23 protein-coding genes are annotated in these 25,034 nt (G+C 63.5%); 6 read left to right on the forward strand and 17 right to left on the reverse strand.

Annotated features, from left to right (window positions below):
* Positions 1 to 20 precede the first annotated feature (20 nt).
* From AC1DX4_RS22835 to AC1DX4_RS22845, 3 genes are all read right to left on the reverse strand, one after another.
* Positions 21 to 479, reverse strand: coding sequence for a PaaI family thioesterase (locus AC1DX4_RS22835; RefSeq protein ID WP_477222443.1), 459 nt, complete (start codon positions 477 to 479; stop codon positions 21 to 23).
* Positions 480 to 578: 99 nt separating this feature from the next.
* Positions 579 to 1,031, reverse strand: a complete 453-nt coding sequence (locus AC1DX4_RS22840; RefSeq protein WP_477222444.1) for a TspO/MBR family protein — start codon at positions 1,029 to 1,031, stop codon at positions 579 to 581.
* A 73-nt stretch (positions 1,032 to 1,104) separates the two neighbouring features.
* The gene (locus AC1DX4_RS22845; RefSeq protein ID WP_477222445.1) at positions 1,105 to 2,394 is read right to left on the reverse strand and encodes an RsmB/NOP family class I SAM-dependent RNA methyltransferase; all 1,290 of its coding nucleotides are present in this window, start codon (positions 2,392 to 2,394) and stop codon (positions 1,105 to 1,107) included.
* Between the two features lie 310 nt (positions 2,395 to 2,704).
* Between AC1DX4_RS22845 and AC1DX4_RS22850 the strand changes: the two genes are divergently transcribed.
* Entirely contained in the window at positions 2,705 to 3,382 is a 678-nt protein-coding gene (locus tag AC1DX4_RS22850; RefSeq protein ID WP_477222446.1) for an MIP family channel protein, read from the forward strand.
* Between the two features lie 72 nt (positions 3,383 to 3,454).
* Here AC1DX4_RS22850 and katG read toward each other — a convergent pair whose 3' ends face one another.
* Complete coding sequence (gene katG, locus AC1DX4_RS22855) at positions 3,455 to 5,644, reverse strand: catalase/peroxidase HPI (protein ID WP_477222447.1); 2,190 nt, start codon at positions 5,642 to 5,644, stop codon at positions 3,455 to 3,457.
* 163 nt (positions 5,645 to 5,807) lie between these two features.
* On the opposite strand from katG, the gene AC1DX4_RS22860 reads away from it, so the two are divergent.
* On the forward strand, positions 5,808 to 6,716 hold the full coding sequence (locus AC1DX4_RS22860; protein WP_475452946.1) for a hydrogen peroxide-inducible genes activator: 909 nt from the start codon (positions 5,808 to 5,810) through the stop codon (positions 6,714 to 6,716).
* Between the two features lie 94 nt (positions 6,717 to 6,810).
* Here the strand turns inward: AC1DX4_RS22860 and AC1DX4_RS22865 are convergent, their stop codons facing one another.
* The gene (locus tag AC1DX4_RS22865) at positions 6,811 to 7,332 is read right to left on the reverse strand and encodes a hypothetical protein (protein ID WP_477222448.1); all 522 of its coding nucleotides are present in this window, start codon (positions 7,330 to 7,332) and stop codon (positions 6,811 to 6,813) included.
* Positions 7,333 to 7,431: 99 nt separating this feature from the next.
* Between AC1DX4_RS22865 and AC1DX4_RS22870 the strand changes: the two genes are divergently transcribed.
* Positions 7,432 to 8,340 carry a LysR family transcriptional regulator gene (locus tag AC1DX4_RS22870; protein ID WP_477222449.1) on the forward strand — a complete coding sequence of 303 codons (909 nt, stop codon included), beginning with the start codon at positions 7,432 to 7,434 and terminating at the stop codon, positions 8,338 to 8,340.
* Positions 8,341 to 8,386: 46 nt separating this feature from the next.
* Here AC1DX4_RS22870 and AC1DX4_RS22875 read toward each other — a convergent pair whose 3' ends face one another.
* The 5 genes from AC1DX4_RS22875 to hisS form a co-directional block, all read right to left on the reverse strand.
* Positions 8,387 to 9,490: a calcium:cation antiporter gene (locus AC1DX4_RS22875; RefSeq protein ID WP_477222450.1), complete on the reverse strand. Its 1,104-nt coding sequence runs from the start codon at positions 9,488 to 9,490 to the stop codon at positions 8,387 to 8,389.
* 198 nt (positions 9,491 to 9,688) lie between these two features.
* Positions 9,689 to 11,461, reverse strand: a complete 1,773-nt coding sequence (locus tag AC1DX4_RS22880) for an AMP-binding protein (RefSeq protein ID WP_477222451.1) — start codon at positions 11,459 to 11,461, stop codon at positions 9,689 to 9,691.
* Between the two features lie 319 nt (positions 11,462 to 11,780).
* Positions 11,781 to 12,479 (reverse strand): ATP phosphoribosyltransferase, encoded by a 699-nt coding sequence (gene hisG, locus AC1DX4_RS22885; protein WP_477222452.1) that lies wholly within the window; start codon positions 12,477 to 12,479, stop codon positions 11,781 to 11,783.
* Entirely contained in the window at positions 12,476 to 13,597 is a 1,122-nt protein-coding gene (locus AC1DX4_RS22890; protein ID WP_477222453.1) for an ATP phosphoribosyltransferase regulatory subunit, read from the reverse strand. The genes hisG and AC1DX4_RS22890 overlap by 4 nt, the downstream gene beginning before the upstream one ends.
* Positions 13,598 to 13,775: 178 nt before the next feature.
* Positions 13,776 to 15,281, reverse strand: coding sequence for a histidine--tRNA ligase (gene hisS / locus AC1DX4_RS22895; protein ID WP_477222454.1), 1,506 nt, complete (start codon positions 15,279 to 15,281; stop codon positions 13,776 to 13,778).
* Positions 15,282 to 15,533: 252 nt separating this feature from the next.
* Here hisS and AC1DX4_RS22900 point away from each other — a divergent pair, with 252 nt between their 5' ends.
* Positions 15,534 to 15,785 carry a hypothetical protein gene (locus AC1DX4_RS22900; protein ID WP_477222455.1) on the forward strand — a complete coding sequence of 84 codons (252 nt, stop codon included), beginning with the start codon at positions 15,534 to 15,536 and terminating at the stop codon, positions 15,783 to 15,785.
* Between the two features lie 3 nt (positions 15,786 to 15,788).
* Here AC1DX4_RS22900 and AC1DX4_RS22905 read toward each other — a convergent pair whose 3' ends face one another.
* A complete protein-coding gene (locus AC1DX4_RS22905) occupies positions 15,789 to 16,427 on the reverse strand; it encodes a DNA-3-methyladenine glycosylase I (protein WP_477222456.1) in 639 nt (212 codons plus the stop codon).
* A 214-nt stretch (positions 16,428 to 16,641) separates the two neighbouring features.
* Here AC1DX4_RS22905 and AC1DX4_RS22910 point away from each other — a divergent pair, with 214 nt between their 5' ends.
* Entirely contained in the window at positions 16,642 to 17,382 is a 741-nt protein-coding gene (locus tag AC1DX4_RS22910; RefSeq protein WP_477222457.1) for a L,D-transpeptidase, read from the forward strand.
* Positions 17,383 to 17,650: 268 nt separating this feature from the next.
* A complete protein-coding gene (locus AC1DX4_RS22915) occupies positions 17,651 to 18,571 on the forward strand; it encodes a bifunctional 5,10-methylenetetrahydrofolate dehydrogenase/5,10-methenyltetrahydrofolate cyclohydrolase (RefSeq protein ID WP_477222458.1) in 921 nt (306 codons plus the stop codon).
* 9 nt (positions 18,572 to 18,580) lie between these two features.
* On the opposite strand, the gene AC1DX4_RS22920 is transcribed toward AC1DX4_RS22915, so the two are convergent.
* The 6 genes from AC1DX4_RS22920 to AC1DX4_RS22945 all read right to left on the reverse strand — a co-directional run bounded on the left by AC1DX4_RS22920 (position 18,581) and on the right by AC1DX4_RS22945 (position 24,962).
* Entirely contained in the window at positions 18,581 to 19,585 is a 1,005-nt protein-coding gene (locus AC1DX4_RS22920) for a hypothetical protein (protein WP_477222459.1), read from the reverse strand.
* 31 nt (positions 19,586 to 19,616) lie between these two features.
* The gene (gene glcF / locus AC1DX4_RS22925) at positions 19,617 to 20,915 is read right to left on the reverse strand and encodes a glycolate oxidase subunit GlcF (protein WP_477222460.1); all 1,299 of its coding nucleotides are present in this window, start codon (positions 20,913 to 20,915) and stop codon (positions 19,617 to 19,619) included.
* A 10-nt stretch (positions 20,916 to 20,925) separates the two neighbouring features.
* Positions 20,926 to 22,131 (reverse strand): FAD-binding protein, encoded by a 1,206-nt coding sequence (locus AC1DX4_RS22930; RefSeq protein ID WP_477222461.1) that lies wholly within the window; start codon positions 22,129 to 22,131, stop codon positions 20,926 to 20,928.
* On the reverse strand, positions 22,128 to 22,709 hold the full coding sequence (locus AC1DX4_RS22935) for an ASCH domain-containing protein (protein ID WP_477222462.1): 582 nt from the start codon (positions 22,707 to 22,709) through the stop codon (positions 22,128 to 22,130). The genes AC1DX4_RS22930 and AC1DX4_RS22935 overlap by 4 nt, the downstream gene beginning before the upstream one ends.
* Before the next feature lie 242 nt (positions 22,710 to 22,951).
* Positions 22,952 to 23,461, reverse strand: a complete 510-nt coding sequence (locus AC1DX4_RS22940; RefSeq protein WP_477222463.1) for an endonuclease domain-containing protein — start codon at positions 23,459 to 23,461, stop codon at positions 22,952 to 22,954.
* A gap of 4 nt (positions 23,462 to 23,465) precedes the next feature.
* Complete coding sequence (locus AC1DX4_RS22945; RefSeq protein ID WP_477222464.1) at positions 23,466 to 24,962, reverse strand: FAD-linked oxidase C-terminal domain-containing protein; 1,497 nt, start codon at positions 24,960 to 24,962, stop codon at positions 23,466 to 23,468.
* Positions 24,963 to 25,034 lie beyond the last annotated feature (72 nt).

The raw sequence follows: 25,034 nt of genomic DNA on the forward strand, positions 1-25,034 counted from the left end.
TCCGCTACGCGGACCGCTCCTCACCCAGCAATCCCGTCACGGCCCACCACCGTCATCATTGTGCCGGTCATGGTGGCTATCAGCTTGGCCTCGCCGTCGGCGGCGAAGGCATAGGCCTGGCCATCGGCAACGATGATGGTGCGGCCGGGCTTGGTCACCGAGCCACGGAACAGGAAACGCTCGCCCCTTCCCGGCGCCAGAAGGTTGACCTTGAACTCGATGGTCAGCACGCCGGAATTTTCCGGCATCAGGGAAAAAGCGGCATAGCCGCAGGCCGAGTCGAGCGCTGTAGAGATGACGCCGGCGTGGAGAAAACCATGCTGCTGGGTCAAGGCGACCGAATAGGGCATCTCGATCTCGATGATGCCGGGCGTCACCAATGTCAGCTCGGCGCCGATCGTCGCCATAGCCTGCTGGCGGGCGAAGGATGCCCTGACGCGATCCTCATAGTCGGGAGCCGGTACGATCTTTGCTGCCATCGCTGATGCCTTCACGTTTGCCGGGAAAGCTTATCGCAGAGGCACGAGCGGCAGGCAAATGCTTTTGCTGCACTGCAACAAAACGACATCGCCGCCTCCCTAGTTCAACCAGAGCAGCGAGGCGTTGAGCAATGTGGCGAAGGCCACCCATGCCGCGTAAGGCGTGAACAACCAGCCGGAAAGCCTGTCTCGGTTCCAGACGCTGGTGATGAACAACCCGATGCTGGCGAAGAGAAAGACGATGACGACCAAGGCAAGCCCCATCATCTTGGCGCCGAAGAAGGTTGGCGACCACGCGAAATTCAGGACGAGCTGGATGCCCCAGACCTTCATCGCCGATCCTGTAGGTTCTCTTCTCCATGTTCGCCAGCCAGCCACAGCGATCAGCACATAGAGCAGGGTCCAGGCAGGCCCAAAGACCCAGTTGGGCGGATTGAAGGGCGGCTTGGCCAGCGACGCATACCAAGCGCCCGGCAACGTTGCGTAACCGATCGCTAGGCCACCGCCCAGCACCAGGACGAGGAACAGCAGAAGCGACAGATATCTATGCAAGAATTCCACCCCGTGGCGGCCCGACGCCGCGCATCTGCAACTGGAGCGCTGTCGCCAGCTGTCAACGGCAGCGTCAATTCGCCCTGCGCATGGCGCAGAAGTAAAACCCATCAGTGCCGCTCAACGCCGGCGATAACGAAATATCCCCGCCAGCGCCGATCCGCGCGGCTGCCGCGTGGCCTGGAAAACGATTGTCCCAGAGCGTGCGGTGATCGACCAGGGCAAAGCCTTTGTGCCGCTCGCGAAACGCCGCGATCTGCTCGCCATTCTCTTCGTCGAATACCGAACAGGTGATGTAGACCAGCAGACCGCCGGGTTTGACATACAACTTGGCGGCATCGAGGATCGCCGACTGTTCGCCCTTGCGGGCGTCGAGCTGCCTTTGCGTCAGCCGCCATTTGGCATCGGGGCGGCGCCGCCAGGTGCCGCTGCCGGTACAGGGCGCATCGACCAGCACGATGTCCATATGATTGGCGAGGGGGCTGAGTTCAGCCGGCTTGGTGACGACCTGGACATTGCGGTTTTCCGAGCGGCGGATGCGGTCGAAGATCGGCGCCAGCCGCGCCTTTTCGGCATCGTGGGCAAAGATCTGGCCGCGGTTGTCCATTGCAGCCGACAGCGCCAGTGTCTTGCCGCCGGCGCCGGCGCAGAAGTCGAGCACCTGCATGCCGGCCTCGGCGCCGGCAAGTGTCGCTGCTATTTGCGAGCCCTCATCCTGGACCTCGAACCAGCCCTTCTGGAAAGCGGGTTCGGACTGCACGTTCGGGTGCCTGCCGTCACCGTCGATCGGCGGAATGCGGATGCCGAGCGGCGCGATCCGCGCCGCCTGCGCCCCGGTCTCGGCCAGTTCCTTGAGCACCTTGGCGCGATCGGCCTGCAGCGTGTTGACCCTGATGTCGAGCGGCGGGCGGGTCGCCAGCGCCGCGCCCTCCTCGACCCATGTCTCGCCAAAAGCCCGTTCGAAAAGCGGTTCGCACCAGTCGGGTATGTCGGCACGCACCGCGGGCGGCGCGGCGGCAAGCCGGCGACCGGCGATCGTCTGCAGCTCGGTGTCGCTGAGCAGCGGCGGCGCGAACTTGTCACCGTCGAGCGCGTCGTTGAGCGACTGCGCCGTCTGCCCCCATTCAAGCAGCAAAGCGCCGAAGCCGATGGCGCGCGGCGTGTCTTCGCCGAGCAGCCAGCCGGCGGAGCGTTTGTGGCGCAGCGCGTCGTAGACGATGTTGCCGATTGCCGCGCGATCACCGCCGCCAGCGAAGCGGTGCGACAGGCCCCAATCCTTCAGCGCATCGGCCACCGGCCGGTGACGCCGGCCAATGTCCTCCAGCACTTCGATGGCCGCAGCCAGCCGTCCGCCCAGTCGCATTCATCATTCCATCAAATCGAGAACTATCGCCTGCTCTTAGAGCCTTTCGCGTCCGGATTGAACCCCGCTTGCGCCCGCGAAGGCAATCCTGACCGAGGCCGACGAATCCGCTCGACCAGTGAATATCCCTGGCCGGCAACAGCAAATCGATCAATAGATGACAGGTCTCTAATGTTCACACCTGGCGACTGCAAGCACGGCGTGTGGCGCAACCGCTCTGCTTCCCAAGTTTTTGCGTTGGGAATACTCTTCACACCATGATTCGCGGCGCGGAAAACGCGGACCGGCGGATCGCTACGAGGAGAGGGCAATGAAAACTTATCTTGCGGAAGTTTTGGGCACATTTCTGTTGGTGTTCATCGGCACGGCGTCGGTGGTGACGGGCGGCTTCGGCGGCGCGCTGCCGCTTGGTCAGGAAGGCATCGGTCTGGCATTCGGCATCGGCCTCATCGCGGCGGCCTATGCGATCGGCCCGATTTCGGGCGCGCATCTCAATCCGGCGGTGACGCTCGGCGTCTTCCTCGCCGGCCGGCTGCCGGCAAAGGACGTCATCCCCTATTGGATCGCGCAGATCATCGGCGCCATCCTGGCTTCGCTGGCGCTGTGGATCATCGTCTCCGGCAAGGCCGGCGAACCCATCACCAACTTCGGTGCCAATGGCTGGGATGTGACGAAATGGGGCATGAGTTCGGCCTTCCTGTGGGAGCTGATCGGCACCTTCACCTTCGTCACCGTGATCCTCGGCGTCACCGCTGAAAAGCACTCGACGGCGTTTGCCGGCCTGGTCATCGGCCTGACGCTGGCCGGCATTCACTTCGCCATGATCCCGGTCACCGGCACCTCGGTCAATCCGGCCCGCTCAATCGGCCCGGCACTGTTCACCGGCGGTGCCGCGCTCAGCCAGCTCTGGCTGTTCATCGTCGCACCGCTGATCGGCGGCGCCATCGCCGGCGTCGTCGCCAAGGCGCGTATCTTCGAGAAGGATTGATCTCGAAAGCCTGAATGCAAAAGGCGCGGGCCACGGCCCGCGCCTTTTTTGTTGAATCGACTTCTGTCTGGATCAGCCGGCGATATCGAAGCGGTCGGCGTTCATCACCTTGGTCCAGGCAACGACGAAGTCTTTCGCAAACTTCGCCTTGGCATCCGCCGTCGCATAGACTTCGGCGAGCGCCCGCAGCTGCGAGTGCGAGCCGAAGATCAGGTCGGCGCGGGTGCCGGTCCACTTGACTTCGCCGGTCTTGCGGTCGCGGCCTTCGAACACGTCCTTGGCGTCCGACGCTGCCTTCCACTCCGTGCCCATGTCGAGAAGGTTGACGAAGAAGTCGTTGCTCAGCGTTTCCGGCTTGGTGGTCAAGACACCATGCTTCGACTGCCCGGTATTGGCGCCGAGAACGCGCAGGCCGCCGACAAGAACGGTCAACTCAGGCGCCGTCAGCGTCAGCAACTGCGCCCGGTCGACCAGCGCCTCCTCTACCGTCTGGCGCTGCTTGCCGCTGACATAGTTGCGGAAACCGTCAATCGTCGGCTCCAGCGGCGCGAAGGAGTGGATGTCGGTCTGCTCCTGCGAGGCGTCCATGCGGCCGGGCCAGAACGGAACGTCGACGCTGTGGCCGGCGGCCTTCTCGATGGCCGCATTGCCGCCAAGAACGATCAGGTCGGCAAGCGAGACTTTCTTGCTGCCGGTCTGCGCAGCGTTGAAGTCCTTGGCGATCGCCTCAAGCTTCTCGAGCACCTTGGCGAGATCGGCCGGCTGGTTGACGGCCCAGTCCTTCTGCGGGCTGAGGCGGATGCGCGCACCATTGGCGCCGCCGCGCTTGTCGGAGCCACGGAAGGTCGAGGCCGACGCCCACGCCGTCGAGACCAACTGCGACACCGACAGGCCGGAGGCCAGGATCTTGGCCTTGAGCGCCGCCGCATCCTGCTCGTCGATCAGCACGTGATCGACCGCCGGGATGATGTCCTGCCACGGCAGCTCTTCCCGGGGAACCAACGGGCCGAGATAACGCACGACCGGGCCCATGTCGCGGTGGGTCAGCTTGTACCAGGCGCGGGCGAAGGCGTCGGCGAACTGATCCGGGTTCTCATGGAAGCGGCGCGAGATCGTCTCGTAGGAAGGATCAAAGCGCAGGGCCAGATCGCTGGTCAGCATTGCGGGCGCATGGCGCTTGGACGCATTGTGCGCGTCCGGCACGGTGCCGGCGCCGGCGCCATCCTTCGGCGTCCACTGATGCGCGCCGGCCGGGCTCTTGGTCAATTCCCAATCGAAGCCGAACAGATTGTCGAAGAAGTCGTTGCTCCACTTGGTCGGCGTCGTCGTCCAGGTCACTTCCAGGCCGCTGCCGATGGCGTCGCCGCCCTTGCCGGTGCCGAACTTGTTGGCCCAGCCGAGGCCCTGCTGCTCGATGTCGGCGCCTTCCGGCTCGACACCGACCAGCGTTGCGTCGCCGGCACCATGGGTCTTGCCGAAGGTGTGGCCACCGGCGATGAGCGCTACGGTCTCCTCGTCATTCATCGCCATGCGGGCGAAAGTGTCCCTGATGTCGCGCGCCGAGGCCAGCGGATCAGGCTTGCCGTTCGGCCCTTCCGGGTTGACGTAGATCAGGCCCATCTGCACGGCGCCGAGGGGGTTCTGCAGGTCGCGGTCGCCGCTGTAGCGCTCGTCGGCCAGCCACTTGCCTTCAGGACCCCAGTAGACGTCCTGCTCGGGCTCCCAGACGTCGGCGCGACCACCGGCGAAGCCAAAGGTCTTGAACCCCATCGATTCCAGCGCAACGTTGCCGGTGAGGATCAGAAGGTCGGCCCAGGAGATCTTGCGGCCATATTTCTGCTTGATCGGCCACAGCAGCCGGCGGGCCTTGTCGAGGTTGACGTTATCCGGCCAGCTGTTGAGCGGCGCGAAACGCTGCTGGCCGGCCCCGGCGCCGCCACGGCCGTCGGCGATGCGGTAGGTGCCGGCGCTGTGCCACGCCATGCGGATGAACAGCGGACCGTAATGGCCGAAATCGGCCGGCCACCATTCCTGCGAATCCGTCATCAGCGCATGCAAATCCTTGATCACGGCGTCGAGGTCGAGGCTTTTGAATTCCTCGGCATAATCGAACGCCTCGCCCATCGGGTCGGACAGAGACGACTGCTGGTGCAGGATCTGGACATTTAGCTGGTTCGGCCACCAGTCACGGTTGATCCGGCCGGCGGATCCATGCGCGACCGGGCATTTGCCCGCGCTTTTGTCATCGGTGTTCGCGTCCATCTTCAGTCTCCGATTTTGCCGAGGTTTGCTTTTGCCGAGGTTGATTTTTTGCCAGGATTTTGGGGCCGGCCAGCGACCGCACCAATCTGGAACGATTCCAGACTAGGCCGCATTTGCGATAAAAACAAATTGCCTTTCCTGTTCATTTCGATAGGATTTTCTTATGATCGGATTGACAGTTCGCCAGATGCACTATTTCGACGCGCTGGCGCAGACGCTGCATTTCGGGCGTGCGGCCAAACTTGCCGGTGTCAGCCAGCCGGCGCTGTCCTCGCAGATCGCGGAAATGGAGCAGCGGCTGAACTGCCGGCTGTTCGAACGCGGCGGCAAATCGGTGCGCATGACCGACGAGGCGGTCGCACTGTTGCCGCGCATTGAGCGCATCCTGGCCGACATACGCGACGTCGAAACGACGGCCCGGCGCGGCCGCACGGCCATGGAGGGGCGCTTCCGGCTGGGCATCATCCCGACCGTCGCGCCCTATCTTTTGCCGCGCGCCCTGCCCGAGTTGAAGAAGCACTTTCCAGCCTTGCAGCTCGAACTGCGCGAGGCAGTCACTGCCGCCCTGGTCGAGGACATCGCATCGCGAAAGCTCGACGCCTTCATCGCCGCCCTTCCGCTCGACCATCCCGGCCTGGTTACCGAGGCGCTCTTCCCCGACCGGTTCTTCCTCGCCGTGCCGGCTGGTGATCCGGCCTTCGCCTCGCCGCCGGTTCCGCCTGAAAGCCCGGCGCTGGAACGACTGATGCTGCTCGAGGAAGGCCACTGCCTGCGCGAACAGGCGCTCGCCGTCTGCGGCAATGTGCGACCGGTGGCAATGGCAAGCTACGGCGCCACCAGCCTGACCACGCTGTTGCAGATGGTGGCGCACGGGCTCGGCGTGACGCTGATCCCCGAAATGGCGACGGGGCCTGCCGGCACCATCCCCGATCTCAAGATCGTGCCGTTCCAGGAGCCGATGCCGCAACGCATGATCTGCCTTGCCTGGCGACGGAACAATGCAAGGCATGGGGAGTGCGTGGAACTGGCGAAGATTATTCGCAGCCTCGGCGCGGCGGTGTTGGCGGCGTGACAGGCAATCAAACCGGCGTCAGAGAACCCCGGGGTAGGAACCTGCGGGTTCGCAGCGATATCGGGCCGGCGATCATCTCACGCTCCCAGACAAGCTAGGAAGCCGCATCACCTGTGACGGCGCACGTCGCTTTCTGATGAGGTCGCAGCAGGAAATAGAATGCGGCGATGTGCGTGATCATCAGCAGCGGCACGTAGATGATCGGGATCGCGTAGCCGGCGCCAAACAGTCCCGCATGGGCAGGAAGGTCGGCCTGGATGGCGTGGTAGTAGTCGAAGACGAGTTCGACCGTCCCGACGACATTGAAGGCGACGATGAAGAACCAAAACAGCGGGCGTATCCTCACGGTGAGCAGCGCCAGCATGGCCAGCACGCCTGTCGCGAAGTCGCCATAGGCGGCAAAGGTGGCGAAGCTTGCGGGCAGATCTGGGCTGACGACGCCTGGAAGGATGAAGACGAGCCCGAAGAAGCGGAAGCTGTGCAGGGTGGCAATGGCGCGTTGCGCCGCGAGCCGGTCCATCGACCTCAGCCACGGCAGGCCATAGGCGCCGAAGCAAAGCAGCCAGGCGACATAGCCGAGAACGAGATGGATCTGGAACAGTATTTCCGTAGGCATTTGGCCTCCTGTCGGCAGCTGGTGCGCGGCCCCCTGGCTTCAGGCGATTACCTAAACCCGCTTCCATAGTTCGACTAGCCGCTGTAATCACTACAACCTATGAAGCACAGCTACACAGTTCTGCATGGGGCGCTGGAGGGCGTCGAGGTGTTCCTGGCTGTCGCCAGGCGCCGCAACTTCCGCCGCGCCGCCGCCGATCTCGGCGTGACGCCGTCGGCCGTGAGCCAGGCGGTGCGCGCGCTGGAGGCCCGCATGGGTGCGGCGCTGTTTGTCCGCACGACACGCAGCGTCGGCCTGACCGAAGCCGGGCAGCGGTTCCTCGACCGTGCCGGCCCTGCCTTTGAGGAGATCGTCGCCGCCGGCGAGGCCGCGCGTGATGTCGGCCAACGACCGACCGGCCTGCTGCGCCTGTCAGTGCCGCGCGCCGTCGTGCCGTTGATCCTGGAGCCGGTGATCGCGTCGTTCTGCCAGGCCTATCCGGAAGTCGAACTGGAGATCGCCGCGAGCGACGAGATGGTTGATCTGGCGACCGGCGGGTTCGATGCCGGCATTCGCCTCGGCCAGTTCATTGCCACCGACATGGTCGCGGTGCGGCTGACCCCGTCATTCCCGTTCGTGGTCGTCGGCAGTCCCGACTATCTCGAGCGCCACGGCCGCCCCGAGCGTGTCGACGATTTGCGCCACCACGCCTGCTTGCGCCTGCGCCGCTCGAACGGCGCCATTGCGCCCTGGACGTTCGTCGACGGCAACGAGGCGATCGAGGCCATGGTCTCAGGTCCGCTGATCGCCCACGACTATCCAACGCTGGTCGGCGCCGCCATGCGGGGAATTGGGCTGGCGCAGCTTCCTCGACCTGTCGCCGAAGGTCCGATTGCCCAGGGAAAACTCGAGCCTGTGCTGGCCTCTATCGCCGCGACGACGCCGGGCGTCTTCCTCTATCATCCCGGCAAGCGCCAGATCCTGCCGAAGCTGCGCGCCTTCATCGACCACCTCAAATCCGCGGTCTGAGGTAGCGAAGGATGCCTCCCTTGGCGCTTCGCCTGCACCAAAGCTCTCATGGTATAAATATCAGAAATGCATAAGTAAAAAATACCACAAGATGGACCATTCCGGTCAAGAACGTCGTTCTTTCGGTGCTGAAGCTTACATTGCATGTGAAAAGCGCCAAGACCAAAAGGACCGCATCAGCAGCCGGCAGCCCCAGGGTCAGTCCTCTCCCCGTCAGCAGGCTGGCGGCTGCGACTCCCGGTATGGTAAGGCCGATCGTGGCGCAAGCCGAACCCATCGCGACATTCAAGCCACGCTGCAGCTCGTTGTTAAGTGAAGCGCGCACCGCCGAAATGGCCTCCGGCATCAACACCAGCCCCGCGATCATTGCCCCCACAATGCTGTCAGTCTGGGTCACCTGGTAGGCAACGAGCGTATCTTCGACGCTTGCCGCGACCTGCTCGGCGAGCATGACAATTCCGATCAGCCCGGCGATCAGCAACAGAGCGCTGGCAGAGATGTTCTCGTGAGGGGCAGCGCGCACCGAAACGTCGTGTGGTTGTGCCTGGGTAAAGTCTTCCCGGTGCCGGACGGTCTGCGCGAACACGAAGCTTGCATAGAGCAGCACTGAAAGGACACTGACGAAACCAAGTTGGGCTGCCGAAAACGTGCCGGGATCCGTGGTCTGGGTGTAGGTCGGCAAAATAAGCGTCATGACGGTCAGCGCGGCCAGAACCGCCAGATAGGCACTGGTCCCTTGCCGCACGATGGCCTGCTTGCGATGACGCCAGCCGCCAAACGCGAGACACATGCCGACAACGCCGGTGGATGTGATCATCACCGTCGAGAAGACGGACTCGCGTGCCAGTGTCGGGTTGTTCTCTCCATGCAGCATCATGGAAACAATGATCGACACTTCGATTGCGGTAACGGCAAATGTCAGCACCAGCGTTCCGTACGGCTCCCCTACCCGCCGAGCCACCGCCTCGGCGTGGTCGAGCACCACGAAAATGGTGACGAACATGATCGCACACGACAGCGAACCGACAAGGATCCGGGTGCTCGGCAAACCCTGGTCTACCGACAGTCCGCTGCCTCGGACCGCGACAGCCATCGCCAGCGCAGCGAGGGGCATCGCGTAGGAAATCGCCGATCGTCCGAAACCAGTCATTCAAGCCCCCATGTGTTCTGCGAACCTAGCGGAAAGCCTGTGGGGAGCCCCTCAGCCAATGTCATCGCGAAGCCGGCAAGCCCATCGCGCAGCGTTCTACTCCGACAAACGACACCGACCCGCGGCTCCTGAAGATGCCGCAAGGTCGCGCGGCCCTGGCATTATTGAGCGCAACGACAAAACCGAGGCGCCCACCCCTCACGCCGTCTTCTGCGTCACCAGCCCCAGCTCCTCCACCATCGCTTCGCGCATCAGGAATTTCTGCGGCTTGCCGGTCACTGTCATCGGCAATTCGGTGCGGAAGCGAATGTGGCGCGGGATCTTGTAGTGGGCGATCTGGCCAGCGCAGAAGTTCTTGATCTCCTGTTCGGTGGCGATCTGGTTGGGTTTGAGCACGATCCAGGCGCACAGCTCCTCGCCATATTTGGCGTCGGGAATGCCGAAAACCTGGACTTCCCGGACCTTGGGATGGCGGTAGAGGAACTCCTCGACCTCTCTGGGATAGACGTTCTCGCCGCCGCGGATGACCATGTCCTTGACCCGGCCGACGATGTTGCAATAGCCCTCTGCGTCTATTGTTGCGAGGTCGCCGGTGTGCATCCAGCCGTCGCTGTCGATTGCCTCTCGGGTCTTTTCCTCGTCGTCCCAATAGCCCTTCATCACCGAATAACCGCGTGTGCAGAGTTCGCCCGGCGCGCCGACGGCGACGGTGGCGCCATCGGTGTCGACCGCCTTGACCTCGACATGTGGATGGATGCGGCCGACGGTCGAGACGCGCTTTTCCAGCGGATCATCGACGCCGCTCTGGAACGACACCGGGCTGGTCTCGGTCATGCCGTAGGCGATGGTCACCTCCGACATATGCATCAGCGACACCACCTTCTTCATCACCTCGATCGGGCATGGCGAGCCGGCCATGATGCCTGTGCGCAGGCTGGAGAGATCGAAGGTCGCGAAATCCGCATGGTCGAGCATGCCGACGAACATGGTCGGCACGCCATAGAGGCCCGTGCAGCGCTCCTGCGCCACGGCCTTCAGTGTCGCGCCGGGGTCGAACCCCTCGCCCGGGAAAACCATCGTCGCGCCCTTCGACACGCAGCCCATCGTGCCCATCGACATGCCGAAGCAATGATAGAGCGGCACCGGGATGCAGAGCCGGTCGTCCACGGTGAGCTTGATCGCCGAGGTGACGAAATTGCCGTTGTTGACGATGTTGTGGTGCGTCAGCGTCGCACCCTTCGGTGCTCCGGTCGTGCCCGAGGTGAACTGGATGTTGATCGCATCCCCAGGTTTCAGCCCCTCGGAAATGCGGTCGAGGCTGTCATGCTCGTCGCGACCGGCCATGGCCAGCACGTCGGCGAAATTGAACATGCCTGGCGAGTTGTCCTCGCCCATGCGGATGACGATCTTCAGATCAGGCAATTTTTGCGCCTTGAGCTTGCCGGGCGCGGCCTTCGTGATCTCCGGCGCCAGCGTCTCGATCATGCCGAGATAGTCCGAGGTCTTGAAGCTGGCCGCGGTGACGAGCGCCTTGCAGCCGACCTTGTTCAGCGCATAGTCGAGTTCGGTCAGCCGGTAGGCCGGATTGATGTTGACCAGGATCAGGCCAATGCGGGCGGTGGCGAATTGCGTAACCAGCCATTCCCAGCGGTTGGGCGACCAGATGCCAACGCGGTCGCCTTTTTCGAGGCCGAGCGCCAAGAAACCGGCGGCGAGCGCATCCACAGTGTCCGACAGTTCGCTCCAGGTGAAACGCTTGTCCTGACCGACAAAGACGGCGGCATCCTGTGTGGCGTATCTGCTGGCGGTGTCGGAGAAAAGTGCAGGGATTGTCTTGTCGAGCAGCGGCACCTTGCGCTCGCCCGAGACATCCGCCCGGCCGTCGACGGGCGCGACAAAGACGCTGCCGGCGCGCGCGCCGCGGCCGCGCAGATTGGTGGCGTTCTTCAGCTCGTCGAGATTGACCGGCATCGCTGTCTCCTCCCAGGCGCGCCCGAGTCTATCAGCCCGGCGGGGCAGTGGAAATCCTGTCGATGGTACTGGAAGGCATAGGGCGCGCCTCCATCCCGGATCCACTTTTCTGCTCTGCCGGAGGGCAATCGCATATGGCAGCGCCGGCCCCCTCTCCGTCTCGGCTTCGCCGAGCCACCTCTCCCCCACTTTCGTGGGGGCGAGGAACCCAAGCTTTCAAAGGGTGCAACGCCGACAGTTAGCGTTTCCTCGCCCCCATGAAATGGGGGAGAGGTGGATCGGGCGAAAGCCCGAGACGGAGAGGGGGATAGCGCCGCCGTTAGGCGATTATGGAAGCCATCTTCGCAGCGATATCGCGCACGAGCGCCTCATCCGCCACCGAACGATCTTTCTTCGACGCCACCAGACAGGCCTGCGACTTCAGCACAACCCCGTCGCCCAGCACCTTGAGGTGGTTCGCCCGCAGCGTCGAGCCGGTGCTGGTGATGTCGACGATGACATCGGCAAGCCCCGCCGCCGGCGCGCCTTCGGTGGCACCTAAGCTTTCGACGATGCGATAGACCTGGATGCCGTGCTTCTGCGAGAAGAACTGCTGCGTCAGCCGCCAGTATTTGGTGGCGATGCGCAGCCGCCTTCCATGGCGCTGGCGGAAATCGGCGGCAACGTCGTCGAGATCGGCCATGGTGTCGACATCGAGCCAGATTTCGGGCACCGCCACCACGACATCGGCATGGCCGAAGCCGAGACGAGCAACGATTTCGGCCCGCGCTTCCCAGTCCGCGAGGTTTTCCCGCACCAGGTCTTCGCCGGTGATGCCGAGATCGACCGCGCCCTGGCCGATTTCGCCCGATATTTCCGAAGCCGACAGGAAGGCGACCTCGACATTGTCCAGCCCTTCGACGCGGGCGTGATATTTGCGCTCGTCGCCGGGCAAGCTGATGGCTAGGCCGGCTTTCGCCAGCACTTCCAGCGCCTGCTCTTTCAGCCGGCCTTTAGAGGGGATCGCCAGCGTGATCATGGTGCCGCCTCCCGCAACGCCTCGATGCGATCGAGCCAGACGGAAAAACCGACGCCGGGAATGGCGGTCTTGGCGCCAAGCAGCGTCAGCAGCCGGTCGTAGCGGCCGCCACCGGCTAGGGGGCGGTCGCCATCCTGCGCCGCGATTTCGAAGACCACACCGGTGTAATAATCGAGCGGACGGCCGAAAGCCGCATCGTAACGGATTTTTCCCACCGGCAAACCATGTGCCCCGATTGCCCTGGCCCGCGCGGCGAATTTTTCCAGCGCGGCACCCAGCGACAGCCCGGCGCCGGCGGAGAATGTTTCCAGCGCTTCGGCCGCGCCATCGAGCGGCACGTCGATCGCCAGGAAACTCTTCAACGCCGCGAAGGCCTCATTCGACAGCCGCACGCTGCGCAATTCGGCCTTCTCGATCAATCGCCGCGCAATGTCCGTGGGCGAGCGCCCGCCGGATGCCGACAGACCGGCTTCCTCCATGCCGCCAGCGATATGGGCGGAAAGACCTTCGAGATCACCATCGAGGACAAGTGCGGCGACATCGCCGGAAAGCTGGCCGTTGCGCGGCGGATTGGCGAGATCGGCGAGTGCCGCCTCAAGCATCGGCGCCGAGCCGAAGGCACGCGCCAGCCGCATGCGCCAGCCGCGCGGCAGGCCGAGCGCCGCCAGCACCGCTTCGAAGACGCCCTGGTCGCCGAGCGTGATCGTGAGCGCCTGGCCGGGCAGCACCAGCGACAGCAGCGCATGCGCGTCGGCCACCGAGCGGGCGTCGGCTTCAGCCGTGTCGCGGTCGCCGAGATCCTCGATCCCGGCCTGGAAGAATTCATTGCCGCCTTCGCGGCGCTGGCGAAACACTTCGCCGAGATAGGAATAGCGGCGCGGCGTGCCGGCCTGCGAACTTATGTGGTCGAGACAGACTGGAATGGTGAATTCCGGCCGCAGGCAGAGTGTCTGCCCGGTCTCGCTTTCGGTGAGGAAGATGCGGCGGCGCAGATCCTCGCCGGCCATGTCGAGGAACGGGTCCGCTGGCTGCAGGATGGCGACCTCGACCGCATGCGTGTTGCGGGTGGCGAAGAGCTTGGTGATGTCTGCGGCGATGGCGGGGTAGCGGGAGGTCATGGATAGGATGGGCGCGAGGCACCCCCCTCTGTCCTGCCGGACATCTCCCCCGCAAGGGGGGAGATCGGCAGCTTGAGGCTCGGCGCCTCTTCTTCAACGCTGGAAATTGGCCAAAGCCCAAACGACATCCAATCTCCGCCCTTGCGGGGGAGATGGCCGGCAGGCCAGAGGGGGGTGTTCAAGCGCCACCCTTTGCGCGATCGGCAGCTTGCGCCGCCAGGATCTTCTTCACCTCGGCGACCAGCTCACTTTCCGCCACGGTGACCTGCGCAGGGCGTGCCGCGCGCCACTCCGCATTGTCGGTGATTTCCGCCGACATGCGCGCGCCCTCGATCAAATCCTTGATCTGCAGCTCGCCCTTGGCGCGCTCGTCGCCGCCCTGGATGATTGCGACCGGGCAGTTGCGCCGGTCGGCATATTTCAGCTGCGCCTTCATGCCGGCGCCGCCGAGATACATTTCGGAACGGATGCCGGCGGCGCGCAGCTCGCCGACCATTTTCTGGTAGCGGCCGAGGCTGTCGGTGTCCTTGTCCATCACCAGCACGACGACCGGCGCGATCACGTCGGCGCTGTCGAGCTTGCCGAGGTTCTTCAGCGCGGTCATCAGCCTGCTGACGCCGATGGAAAAGCCGGTCGCCGGCACCGGCTCGCCGCGGAAGCGCGAAACCAGGCCGTCATAGCGCCCGCCGCCGCCGACCGAGCCGAAGCGCACGATCTGGCCGTCCTCATTGGGGATTTCGGCCAGCAGTTCGGCCTCGAGGACGGGACCAGTGTAATATTCGAGGCCGCGCACCACCGAGCGGTCCATGGCGATACGGTCGTCGCCATATCCCGCCGCCCTGACCAGGGCTTCGATGGTCGCGAGTTCGCTGACGCCTTCCTGATAGGTCACGTTCGAACTGACGCTGGAATCCTGGCCGGCCTGAACATTCCTCGCTGTCGCGAGAAGAACTGCCTCGGCTTGCCCATTGTTCAATCCGGCGCCCTTGGCGAAGTCGCCTTCGCCTTCCTTGCCGCCATCCCAGCGCCCCGGGCCGAGCAAAAGCTTCACGCCTTCCGGCCCGAGCTTGTCCAGCTTGTCTATCGCGCGCAGCACGGTCAGCCGGCGGCCGGCATTTTCGTCGCCGCCGAGGCCGATCGCCTCCAGCACGCCGTCCAGCACCTTGCGGTTGTTGACGCGGATGACATAGTCGCCGCGCTTGATGCCGAGCGCTTCCATTACGTCGGCCATCATCATCGCCATTTCGGCGTCCGCCGCGACGCCCGGCGTGCCGATCGTGTCGGCATCGAACTGCATGAACTGGCGGAAGCGGCCGGGGCCGGGCTTCTCGTTGCGGAACACCCAGCCGGAGCGGTAGCTGCGATAGGGTTTCGGCAGGCGCTCGTAATTCTCGGCGACAAAGCGTGCGGTCGGCGCGGTCAGGTCGTAGCGCAGCGACAGCCACTGCTCGTCATCGTCCTGAAAGGAGAACACGCCTTCGTTCGGCCGGTCCTGGTCGGGCAGGAATTTGCCGAGCGCATCGGTGTATTCGATCAGCGGCTGGTCGGCCGGTTCGAAACCGTAGAGCTCATAGACCGAGCGGATCGTCGCCATCATCTTCTCGACGGCGCGAATGTCCTCGGCGCTGCGGTCGGCAAAACCGCGCGGCAATCGCGCTTTCGTCTTTTCCGATTTTTCGGCCATGAATTGGGCACCTGATGTCTCGTGACTTCGTGGCGCGGTAAATTTACCGCGTCCCACAGCGCGCGTTTCCTAACCGATGCAGCCGATAGCGGCAAGGGTGGCACCCCAGGGCCTGTCCGGATCCGAAATGGACAGAGTCGAACCTCCCTGAAACAACAACGCACCGAAAATGAAACAATCCCGCCATGAGCACGGCATCGTGCCGACACAATCGAAGCCGATATAGCGCACCAACACGAAGGGGTTCGGGACATGATCAGCGCAGCAAAATTCCACGCCAATAGCAAAGCCGGCGCGTTGCCAGCACGCCTGCGCCCGGCCGGTATCCATGCGCCGAAACTGGTTGGCCAGGCTGCCGGACCGTTCGATGTACCGGCCGAAACCGGCAAGGGGCCTTCCATGCGCGACGCCTTGGTGACCGGCCTGCTGGTGATCTATCCGACGGTGGCCACGGTGGTGGCGATCGTTGCCGGGCTGTTCCTGGCCAGCGTCAACGGCACCTGAACCCTACTTCGGCCGCGTGAAGGCCTTCCGTTCCTTCTCGACCTGCTTGCGGCAAACGCAGCCTTCGAGATGGTCGTTGACCAAGCCCATGGCCTGCATGAAGGCGTAGACCGTGGTCGGGCCGACGAAACTCCAGCCGCGCTTCTTCAATTCCTTCGAAATCCGGGTCGAAACTGCAGTCGTCGGGTTGGCGCGCAGATGCGCGAGGTCGACAATCCTGGGCCGCTCGTCCTTGCCGGGTTCGAACTTCCAGAACCAGGCGGCCAGCGAGCCGAACTCGTCGGCCATTTCGCGGGCGCGCTTGGCATTGTTGATGGTCGAGACGATCTTGCCGCGATGGCGGATGATGCCGGCATTACCAAGCAGGCGCTCGACATCCTTGTCGGTGAAGGCGGCGACCTTGTCGTAGTCGAAGCCGGCGAAGGCCTCGCGAAAATTCTCGCGCTTGCGTAGGATGGTCAGCCACGACAGTCCCGACTGAAACCCTTCGAGACAGATCTTTTCGAACAGCCTGCGGTCGTCGGCCATTGGCCGGCCCCATTCATGGTCGTGATAGTGCAGATAATCGGGCAGATTGCCGTGCCAGAAGCAGCGCGCGACACCGTCGGGACCGGCAAGCAGGCCGGTGTTTTCTTTTTCCATAGCCAAAATCCGTTCGTTAATGCGCTTTCGCGCTGCATTTACTGCGGCTTTACCAGATTCCTGAACCCGGCGGTAACCACACCAAAAGGTTTACTGACAGAACCGCATTTTACGCATTCCGATTCATGTTTCGGTTGCTGCTTGCGCGCCAATGATCGCTGAACCGGGGAGCGTTTCCACCCGGTTGTATCAAGACGATCAAGGTGCGTTCCCGATGAAGAGAGTTTTGTTTTCCGTGCTCGGCGCCGTGGCTGTGTTTGCCGGCGTCACCCCCGCAGCCGCTGGCGACCGCTATGCCGACAGGCCGCCGGTGATGGTGAGCCCCGACCTTTCCGCCCCCTGGGTGCTACAGCTTGGCAAAGCGCCCGGCATCGTGCGGCAGAACCGCCAAATCGTGCAGCAGCCGCGCCTGCGCTATGCGCAACCGGCGCAGCCCGACCGCGTGCAGACGGCGGCCGTACAGGCGCAGACCAAGCGCATGGTCATGCGCCCGCAGATCAACCCGATCTACCTGCCGCAGGAAGTCAACTATGACGGCGGGCAGAAGCCGGGCACCATCGTCATCGACACGACGCAGAATTTCCTCTTCCTCATCGAGAAGAACGGCAAGGCACGGCGCTATGGCGTCGGCACCGGCAAGCCGGGCTTCGAATGGTCGGGCACGCACAAGATCACCAACAAGCGCGAGTGGCCGGACTGGCGCCCGCCGGCGGAGATGATCAAGCGCGAAGCCGCCAAGGGCCGTTATCTGCCGACCTATCTGGCCGGCGGGATGGAGAACCCGCTCGGCGCGCGGGCGCTCTATCTCGGCACCACCGAATACCGCATCCACGGCACCAACCAGCCATGGACGATCGGCGGTGCGGTGTCGTCAGGCTGCATCCGCATGCGCAACGAGGACGTGGTCGACCTCTATGAACGGGTCAATGTCGGAACCACGGTCGAGGTGATATAGTTCGAATTGCGAATCACTTGGCCGGCAAAGCATTGAGCTTTTCGAGGCCAGTCCAGAGATAACGGGGGACGGGCCGTATGGGGATGCGGTCGGTCAAGAAGGGCAGCACGGGAAACCGCGCTGCCCTTCTTTTTTGATCGGCGTCCAGTGCCTGCGACATGGCCCCGCGTCGTTGCGCCGCGCAGAAGGCATGGCGGTTCGCTTTCGTGCTGCCATTTTCAACGGTCTTTTGCTATGTCGGCGCCAACGCAAGAAAAGAGTCCACCCCATGTCCCTGTCCGACGACAGCCGCTACCTCAAGGGCGGCCCGGTTGCCCAGCGCATCATCGCCGCCGTGCGCGAGGATGCGGCAATTGCCAAAGCCGAGGGTTTTCCGCCCAAACTGATCTCGATCACCGTCGGCGATACCGATGCCGTGGATGTCTATGTGCGCAACCAGCGCGCCAAGGCTCAGCTTGCCGGCATCGATTTCGAGGAACGGCGTTTTCCCGCCACCATCACGTCGGGTGAACTGGAAGCCGCCATCCATGGCCTGAACGCCGATCCGCGCGTCACCGGCATTATCATCCAGCGGCCGGTTCCGGCGCACATTCCGATCAGGACATTGCAGGCGGCGGTGCATCCGCTCAAGGATGTCGAAGGCATGCACCCGGCCTCGATCGGCAACATCGTCTACAACCAGCTCGACCTCGCGCCCTGCACGGCGGCGGCCTCTGTCGAACTGCTCAAGGAGACCGGGCTCGATCTCAAGGGACTGGAAGTGGTCATCGTCGGCCATTCGGAAATCGTCGGCAAGCCGATCGCCTTCCTTTTGATGAGCGAAGGCGCAACGGTGACGGTCTGCCACCACATGACGCGCTCGGTCGCAGCCCATGCGCGCCGCGCCGATGCGCTGTTCGTCGCCGTCGGCAAGCCGCGGCTGATCAAGGCCGATATGGTCAAGCCGGGTGCCGCCGTCATCGATATCGGCATCAATTCCGAGATCGGACCGGACGGCACGAGCCGCATCGTCGGCGATGTCGACACCGAAAGCGTGCGTGAAGTCGCCTCCTGGATCACGCCCGTGCCGGGCGGCGTCGGTCCGATCACGGTGGCGATCCTGCTGCGCAACACGATGGTGGCGCTCAGCCGCCAGCGCGCGCTCTATGAGGCGACTTACGGCACGGCCGACAGGCTTGCAGCCGAGTAGCTTCGTTCGTTACGTGAATTGCGGTACGTGGCAGGTGATACGGCTTTCTTCGTCCCAGAAGACGTAAAGCATGCCGCCGCTGCCCCAGAAGAATCCGGCCATCGAATCGAACTGGAGAAGAAATTTCATTTGCCTGTCCGTTCCGGGAACAAGCGGAAACTGTGGCCCTTGAACCCATGACGGCAACCCGCCAAGCCGAAACAGATTTTGCCGTGAATTGCTTACCCCATACGACTGCCTGAGCCAGCGCGGCGGCGTGGGTGCAAGGCGGACAGTGCTTTCCTCTGTGGCCGGATCCGATGTGAAATCATAGGCGGAATGGAACGGCGCTATCGGTGTCGGCACGCCTACGGCGTCATGCGAATAGTAGGTCAGTTCGAGAGAATTCGTACAGGTTTCGATGCGGAGCCGAGGAACAGATATCGTTGGGTCTCCAAAATCGTCCAGGGTAATCAGGTGTGTCAATTTCTGCCGGCAGATCGGGCACGTTGCCGAACCCATGCCGCCGACAGCATATGGCCGTCCGATAGTTGGCAGATGCCAGGTAGGGTGATTGTGGTGCGCGGGAAAGGGCGAGTCGCCCGGAGAGCCGCCTTCGAAGACAAAGTGTTGACAGATTGGCGGTGAACGCGGATCGGCGTGTTCCTGCCAATCTGCAAAATCGTAACTGGTGGCCAGCACACTGTCTGGAAACAAGTCTGATGCCTGCAGCATGGCATGGGACAATAGGTCTTCAACATCTGTGCCGCGTTTCGCTTCCCCTTGCAGAAAAAATGCCAGGCGGGCCAGATGGGCGTCGTCGAGAAATGAAACGGCGTCGTTAATCAGAGTGATTTGCTGAACATCAGCTTCTACCGCCGCTTTGATCAGTGCAAACAGGAATTCGGACCCGTCCCTAAAATGTCGAGCGATAATTGCTTCGCATTCGGCATAATGGGCTTGAAAAGTCGCGGGCGATCGATCCGACAGCAGCCGAACGATCGTTTCAATTTCCTCGGACTCTGAGTTGGGCATGCCGGCAGTCCCATCAATGGGTGTGCCGCAATCAAAGCAATTTTGGCGGCTCTCCACCATAGGCCCAGTCGAGCAGCTTGATCGTGTGCACCACGGGTAGCTTCGCGGCCGACGCGATCTGCGTGATGCAGCCGATGTTACCGGTGGCAACGATCGAGGCACCTGTCGCCTCGATGTTTTTCACCTTGCGGTCGCGCAGCCTGGCCGAAATCTCGGACTGCAGGATGTTGTAGGTGCCGGCCGAGCCGCAGCACAGATGACCCTCGCGCGGCTCGCGCACGATGAAGCCGGCCTTGGCCAGCAACTCTTTCGGCTGGCGGATGATCTTCTGGCCGTGCTGCATCGAACAGGCCGAGTGATAGGCGACGATGGTGCCCGGCTTGCGCACCGGTTCGGGCAAGTCGAAAGCGGCCAGATATTCGGTGATGTCCTTGGCCAGAGCCGACACGCGTGCAGCCTTGTCGGCATAGGCCGGATCGAGCCGCAGCATGAAGCCATAATCCTTGATCGTCGTGCCGCAGCCGGACGCGGTGATGATGATGGCATCGAGCCCGCCTTGGTCGATGGCACGTGTCCAGGCGTCAACATTTTGCCTGGCCGAGGCAAGGGCTGCCTGCTCCCGCCCCATATGATGAACCAGCGCGCCGCAGCAGCCCTCGCCCGGCGGCACCACGACCTCGACGCCGAGGCGTGTGAGCAGCGAGATCGTCGTGTCGTTGATGGCGGGATCAAGCACCGATTGCGCGCAGCCGGTGAGGATGGCGACCCGGCCCTTTTTCACCCCCTGCCCGGCATGGACGCCCGGCGAGGCCATCGGCGACGCTGCCGGGATCGATGCCGGGGCGAGCTTGAGCATCGCGCCAAGCGGCTTCAGCGCCTGGACCTTCTCGAACAGGCCGATGAACGGCTTGCCCAATTTCGCCAACTTAAGCGCGGCGCGAAAACGCTGGGGATAGGGCAGCACGAAGGCCAACATGGCGCGGGTCAGGCGGTCGAGCAGCGGCCGTTTGTAGGTCTCCTGGATATGGGCGCGCGCGTGATCGACCAGATGCATGTAGTTGACGCCCGACGGGCAGGTGGTCATGCAAGCAAGGCACGACAGGCAGCGGTCGATATGGGTGACAATCTCCTTGTCGGCCGGACGGCCGTTTTCCAGCATGTCCTTGATCAGATAGATGCGCCCGCGCGGCGAATCCAATTCGTTGCCCAATGTCACATAGGTCGGGCAAGTGGCGGTGCAGAAGCCGCAATGCACGCATTTGCGCAGGATCTTTTCCGATTCCGCGACGTGGGGATCGGCAAGCTGGGCGGGCGAGAAATTGGTCTGCATCGCTGATGTCCTAGGCCATGCGGCCGGGATTGAGGATGTTCTTCGGGTCGAATTCCTGCTTCAGCCGCTGGCTAAGCGCGGCCAATGCCGGCAGCTGCGGCTCGAAGACAGGCAGAGCGGCACGATGGGCAGGTGCGGCGCGCACCAGCGTCGCATGGCCGCCGCCATGTTTGCGCAACAGGCCGCGCAGCAGCGCGGCTTCCGGGTCGCCCTCTTCCATGCGCAACCACACCAGCCCGCCTTGCCAGTCATAGAAGGCGCTGACGGCGGCTTGCATGCGCAGGGTCAGCACCATCTGGTGGCCCTGGGCAGGGGTCATCGAGACGCGCCAGACCGGTTTTTCGGTGCCATCGGCGAAAGGCCTGATATCGCGCACATCGCGCCATATGGCGATTGAAGCCTCATCGGCAATCTCCTCCAGCGGCCCGGCCTTGCCAAGCAGCGTCTTCAGCGCGGCGATACGGTAGGCAACGGACGGGCCAAAACCCTCGACCCGGAGCAGCGTTGCGGCCTCACTGCCAAGCGCGCCGCCGGCAACGCGCGCCGCGATCCGCTCGGGCAGATGGGCGGCACTTGATACTTCCGTGCTGGAACCGAGCGCCAAGGCCATGGCGCTTGCCGCGGCATCGTCGAGCAGGCCACGGATGGCGAGCGTGACTTCGGTCTCGGCGGCAGGCAAAACCTTGAAGGTGACGTCGGTAAAAACGGCCAGCGTGCCCCAGCTGTTGGCCATCAGCTTCGACATGTCATAGCCGGTGACGTTCTTGACCACCCGGCCACCGGATTTGAAGGCCTCGCCACGGCCGGACACGACATTGATGCCGAGGATATGATCGCGCGCCGCACCGGCCTTCAGCCGGCGCGGACCGGAGAGGTTCGCGCCGAGAACGCCGCCGATCGTGCCTTTGCCCGGCTCGCCGCCGAGCAGCAGGCCATAGTCCATCGGCTCGAACGCCAGCTGCTGGCCGTTTTCCGCCAGCAGCTTCTCGATCTCGGCCAGCGGCGTGCCGGCCTTCGCCGACAGCACCAGTTCGGCGGGCTCGTAGAGCGTGACGCCGGTGAGCTTCGACAGGTCGAGCGTATGCTCCGTCTGCAGCGGGCGGCCGATGCCCCGCTTGGAGCCGTGACCAAGGATTTCGAGCGGCGCCTCTTCCGCCACCGCCCAGGCGACAGAGGACAGGACTTCGTCTGACGTGGCCGGAGTGAAAGTCGTCAAAGCCTGTGCTCCCTGAGCTTTTCGAGCACGGCTTCGCCCCTCGGCGACAGCCGGTAACCGACATCGAGGCTCTCGGTCAGGCCGAATTCCTTGAGCTTGCGGACATCCTGCTTGAATTTCAGCGTTTCGACGCCGGCCATCGCAGCCAGATCAGCCGCACGCACTTCCGGATGGGCGCCGATTACCCGTAAGATGGACGGGAAGTAGCCGGGCGCCGCTTTGTCCCAGCGCGCAAAGCGTGCAGTCAGCGCATGCCAGTCCGCATCGGAAAGGCCCTCGTTACGCAGGGCAACGCGTTCGTCGGGTTCGATGCCTTTGAGTTCGATGCGGTAGAGTGATGTGCCGTCATCGGGGCCAAGCATCTCTTGAAGGGCTCCGAGTGTCGGAAAGCCGGCCGAGATCGCGTCTTTTTCCGTCAGTGCGGGAATGTGTGCGACGGTGATGTTCCCGATCAGCACTACGCCCGAAGCCGTCCGGACTCGCCCGCCGGCTTTTACCGTCGGACGTTTCCAGCGGCGAAAGGCGAGCGTCACTTCGTTGCACGCAATCTTGTCCAGCGAGGATTGTTTGAACAGCAAGTCAGGCCTCACTCGGGAATTGGCGCCGGAAGATCTGGGTTCCTCGCTCCCGTGAGCCGCAAGGCAATCGCATATGGCAGCGCCAGCCCCCTCTCCGACCGCTACGCGGCCACCTCTCCCCCATTTCATGGGGGCGAGGAAACGCCAACCGCGGAGGTCGCGGCCTCGGAAAGCTTGGGTTCCTCGACCCCACAAAGTGGGGAGAGGTGGCTCGGGCGAAGCCCGAGACGGAGAGGGGGCCATCATAGAGTGCCACCTCCGGACATCTTGGCTGCGAAAACGAACGTCAGATCTGTGGCGACCACGTCTTCTGCCAATTGTCCCTCAAGTGCCGCAAGAATGGTTTCGCAGACACTTCGGCGGCTCTTGAGAACGATGTTCCAGAAACGCAGCACCGAAAACCCCTCGGCGCGCATGAACTCATCGCGTCGTCTGTCGTAGGTGCTCTCCGCGTGCTGACTTCCATCCAGTTCGACGACCAGCTTTTCGCTGCGACAGGCAAAGTCTGCGAAATATGAGCCAATCGGCATTTGCCGAACGAATTTGTAGCCGCCGAGACGTTTTGCCTTCAGCTCGCTCCAGAGGATTGCCTCAGCCTGATTGTCCCCGTGGCGTAGCACGCGAGCGCGGGCGATCTTTTCGGGCGAGCGGCGGCTGGGCACGTCGGGCGTCCCCCTCTCCGTCTCGGGCTTCGCCCGAGCCACCTCTCCCCCGCTTTGCGGGGGCGAGGAACCCCCATTCTGAGACGCCATCAACTCAAAACCTCGGAATGTCCGGGAACGCCACCTGCCCCCGGTGCACATGCATGCGGCCGAGTTCGGCGCAGCGGCGCAGTTGCGGGAAGACTTTTCCCGGGTTGAGCAGGTGGTTGGGATCGAAGGCGCATTTGACGCGCATCTGCTGGTCGAGATCGACCTGGTTGAACATTTCCGGCATCAGGTCGCGCTTCTCGACCCCTACCCCATGTTCGCCGGTCAGGACGCCGCCGACCTTGACACAGAGCCGCAAAATGTCGGCGCCAAAACTCTCGGCCTTGTCGAGTTCACCCGGAACATTGGCATCATAGAGGATCAGCGGATGCAGATTGCCGTCGCCGGCGTGGAAGACATTGGCGACGCCGAGGCCATATTTCTCAGAGAGTTCGCGCATGCCGGCGAGCACGCGCGGCAGTTCCTTGCGCGGGATGGTGCCGTCCATGCAGTAATAGTCGGGCGAGATGCGGCCGACCGCGGGGAAGGCCGCCTTGCGGCCGGCCCAGAAGCTCAGCCGCTCCTGCTCGGATTGCGAGATGCGGCAGGTGGTCGAGCCGTTCTTGTAGGCGATCGCCTCGACGAGACCGATGAGATGATCGACCTCGACACCCGGCCCGTCGAGTTCGACGATCAGCAGCGCCTCGACATCGAGGGGATAACCGGCATGGACGAAATCCTCGGCCGCGTGGATCGCCGGCCGGTCCATCATTTCCATGCCGCCCGGGATGATGCCGGCGCCGATGATGTCGGCGACGCATTGGCCGCCCTGTTCGCTGGTCGGAAAGCCGATCAGCAGGGCACGTGCCGTCTCCGGTTTCTTCAGGATGCGCACTGTGACCTCGGTGACGACGCCGAGCAGGCCTTCCGAACCGGTCATGACGCCAAGCAGGTCGTAGCCTTCGGCATCAAGATGGCTGCCGCCGAGCCGCACCACTTCACCGTTCATCAGCACCATCTCGATGCCGAGCACATTGTTGGCGGTGAGGCCGTATTTCAGGCAGTGCACGCCGCCGGAATTTTCCGCGACGTTGCCGCCGATCGAGCAGGCGATCTGGGAGGATGGATCGGGGGCGTAGTAAAAGCCCTCCTGCTCGACGGCGGTGGTGATGCCGAGATTGGTGACGCCCGGCTGGGCAACCACAATGCGATTGGGGAAGTCGATCGCCAGGATGCGATTGAAGCGGCTCATGACCAGCAGCACCGCGTCCTCCAGCGGCAGCGCGCCGCCCGACAGCGAGGTGCCGGAGCCGCGCGGCACGACGCGGATGTTGCGGTCGTTGCAGTATTTCAGCACGCGGGAGACTTGCGCCACAGTTTCGGGCAGCACGACGACCAGCGGCAATTGCCGATAGGCGGTCAGGCCGTCGCTCTCGAAGGCACGCATCTGGTTGGTGGCGTCGACGACGCCCTCGCCCGGGACGATGATGCGCATGTCGGCGACGATCTCGTCGCGCCGGCGCAGCGTGGCGTCGTCTGGTTTCGGCATGGCCAGGCCGGACATCTGCAGCCTCACTTTGCTTGACTGGTCAAAATCTTTTACCAGTGAGGCGCATTCTTTGCAAACGCTGCGGTG

This window comes from Mesorhizobium sp. P3_A8, assembly GCF_056402995.1.

Bases quoted from the DNA above. Each gene is read 5' to 3' on its own strand.
- AC1DX4_RS22835 (WP_477222443.1), bottom strand. From the start codon at position 479: ATGGCAGCAAAGATCGTACCGGCTCCCGACTATGAGGATCGCGTCAGG.
- AC1DX4_RS22845 (WP_477222445.1), bottom strand. From the start codon at position 2,394: ATGCGACTGGGCGGACGGCTGGCTGCGGCCATCGAAGTGCTGGAGGAC.
- AC1DX4_RS22850 (WP_477222446.1), top strand. From the start codon at position 2,705: ATGAAAACTTATCTTGCGGAAGTTTTGGGCACATTTCTGTTGGTGTTC.
- katG (WP_477222447.1), bottom strand. From the start codon at position 5,644: ATGGACGCGAACACCGATGACAAAAGCGCGGGCAAATGCCCGGTCGCG.
- AC1DX4_RS22860 (WP_475452946.1), top strand. From the start codon at position 5,808: ATGATCGGATTGACAGTTCGCCAGATGCACTATTTCGACGCGCTGGCG.
- AC1DX4_RS22865 (WP_477222448.1), bottom strand. From the start codon at position 7,332: ATGCCTACGGAAATACTGTTCCAGATCCATCTCGTTCTCGGCTATGTC.
- AC1DX4_RS22870 (WP_477222449.1), top strand. From the start codon at position 7,432: ATGAAGCACAGCTACACAGTTCTGCATGGGGCGCTGGAGGGCGTCGAG.
- AC1DX4_RS22875 (WP_477222450.1), bottom strand. From the start codon at position 9,490: ATGACTGGTTTCGGACGATCGGCGATTTCCTACGCGATGCCCCTCGCT.
- AC1DX4_RS22880 (WP_477222451.1), bottom strand. From the start codon at position 11,461: ATGCCGGTCAATCTCGACGAGCTGAAGAACGCCACCAATCTGCGCGGC.
- hisG (WP_477222452.1), bottom strand. From the start codon at position 12,479: ATGATCACGCTGGCGATCCCCTCTAAAGGCCGGCTGAAAGAGCAGGCG.
- AC1DX4_RS22890 (WP_477222453.1), bottom strand. From the start codon at position 13,597: ATGACCTCCCGCTACCCCGCCATCGCCGCAGACATCACCAAGCTCTTC.
- hisS (WP_477222454.1), bottom strand. From the start codon at position 15,281: ATGGCCGAAAAATCGGAAAAGACGAAAGCGCGATTGCCGCGCGGTTTT.
- AC1DX4_RS22900 (WP_477222455.1), top strand. From the start codon at position 15,534: ATGATCAGCGCAGCAAAATTCCACGCCAATAGCAAAGCCGGCGCGTTG.
- AC1DX4_RS22905 (WP_477222456.1), bottom strand. From the start codon at position 16,427: ATGGAAAAAGAAAACACCGGCCTGCTTGCCGGTCCCGACGGTGTCGCG.
- AC1DX4_RS22910 (WP_477222457.1), top strand. From the start codon at position 16,642: ATGAAGAGAGTTTTGTTTTCCGTGCTCGGCGCCGTGGCTGTGTTTGCC.
- AC1DX4_RS22915 (WP_477222458.1), top strand. From the start codon at position 17,651: ATGTCCCTGTCCGACGACAGCCGCTACCTCAAGGGCGGCCCGGTTGCC.
- AC1DX4_RS22920 (WP_477222459.1), bottom strand. From the start codon at position 19,585: ATGCCCAACTCAGAGTCCGAGGAAATTGAAACGATCGTTCGGCTGCTG.
- glcF (WP_477222460.1), bottom strand. From the start codon at position 20,915: ATGCAGACCAATTTCTCGCCCGCCCAGCTTGCCGATCCCCACGTCGCG.
- AC1DX4_RS22940 (WP_477222463.1), bottom strand. From the start codon at position 23,461: ATGGCGTCTCAGAATGGGGGTTCCTCGCCCCCGCAAAGCGGGGGAGAG.
- AC1DX4_RS22945 (WP_477222464.1), bottom strand. From the start codon at position 24,962: ATGTCCGGCCTGGCCATGCCGAAACCAGACGACGCCACGCTGCGCCGG.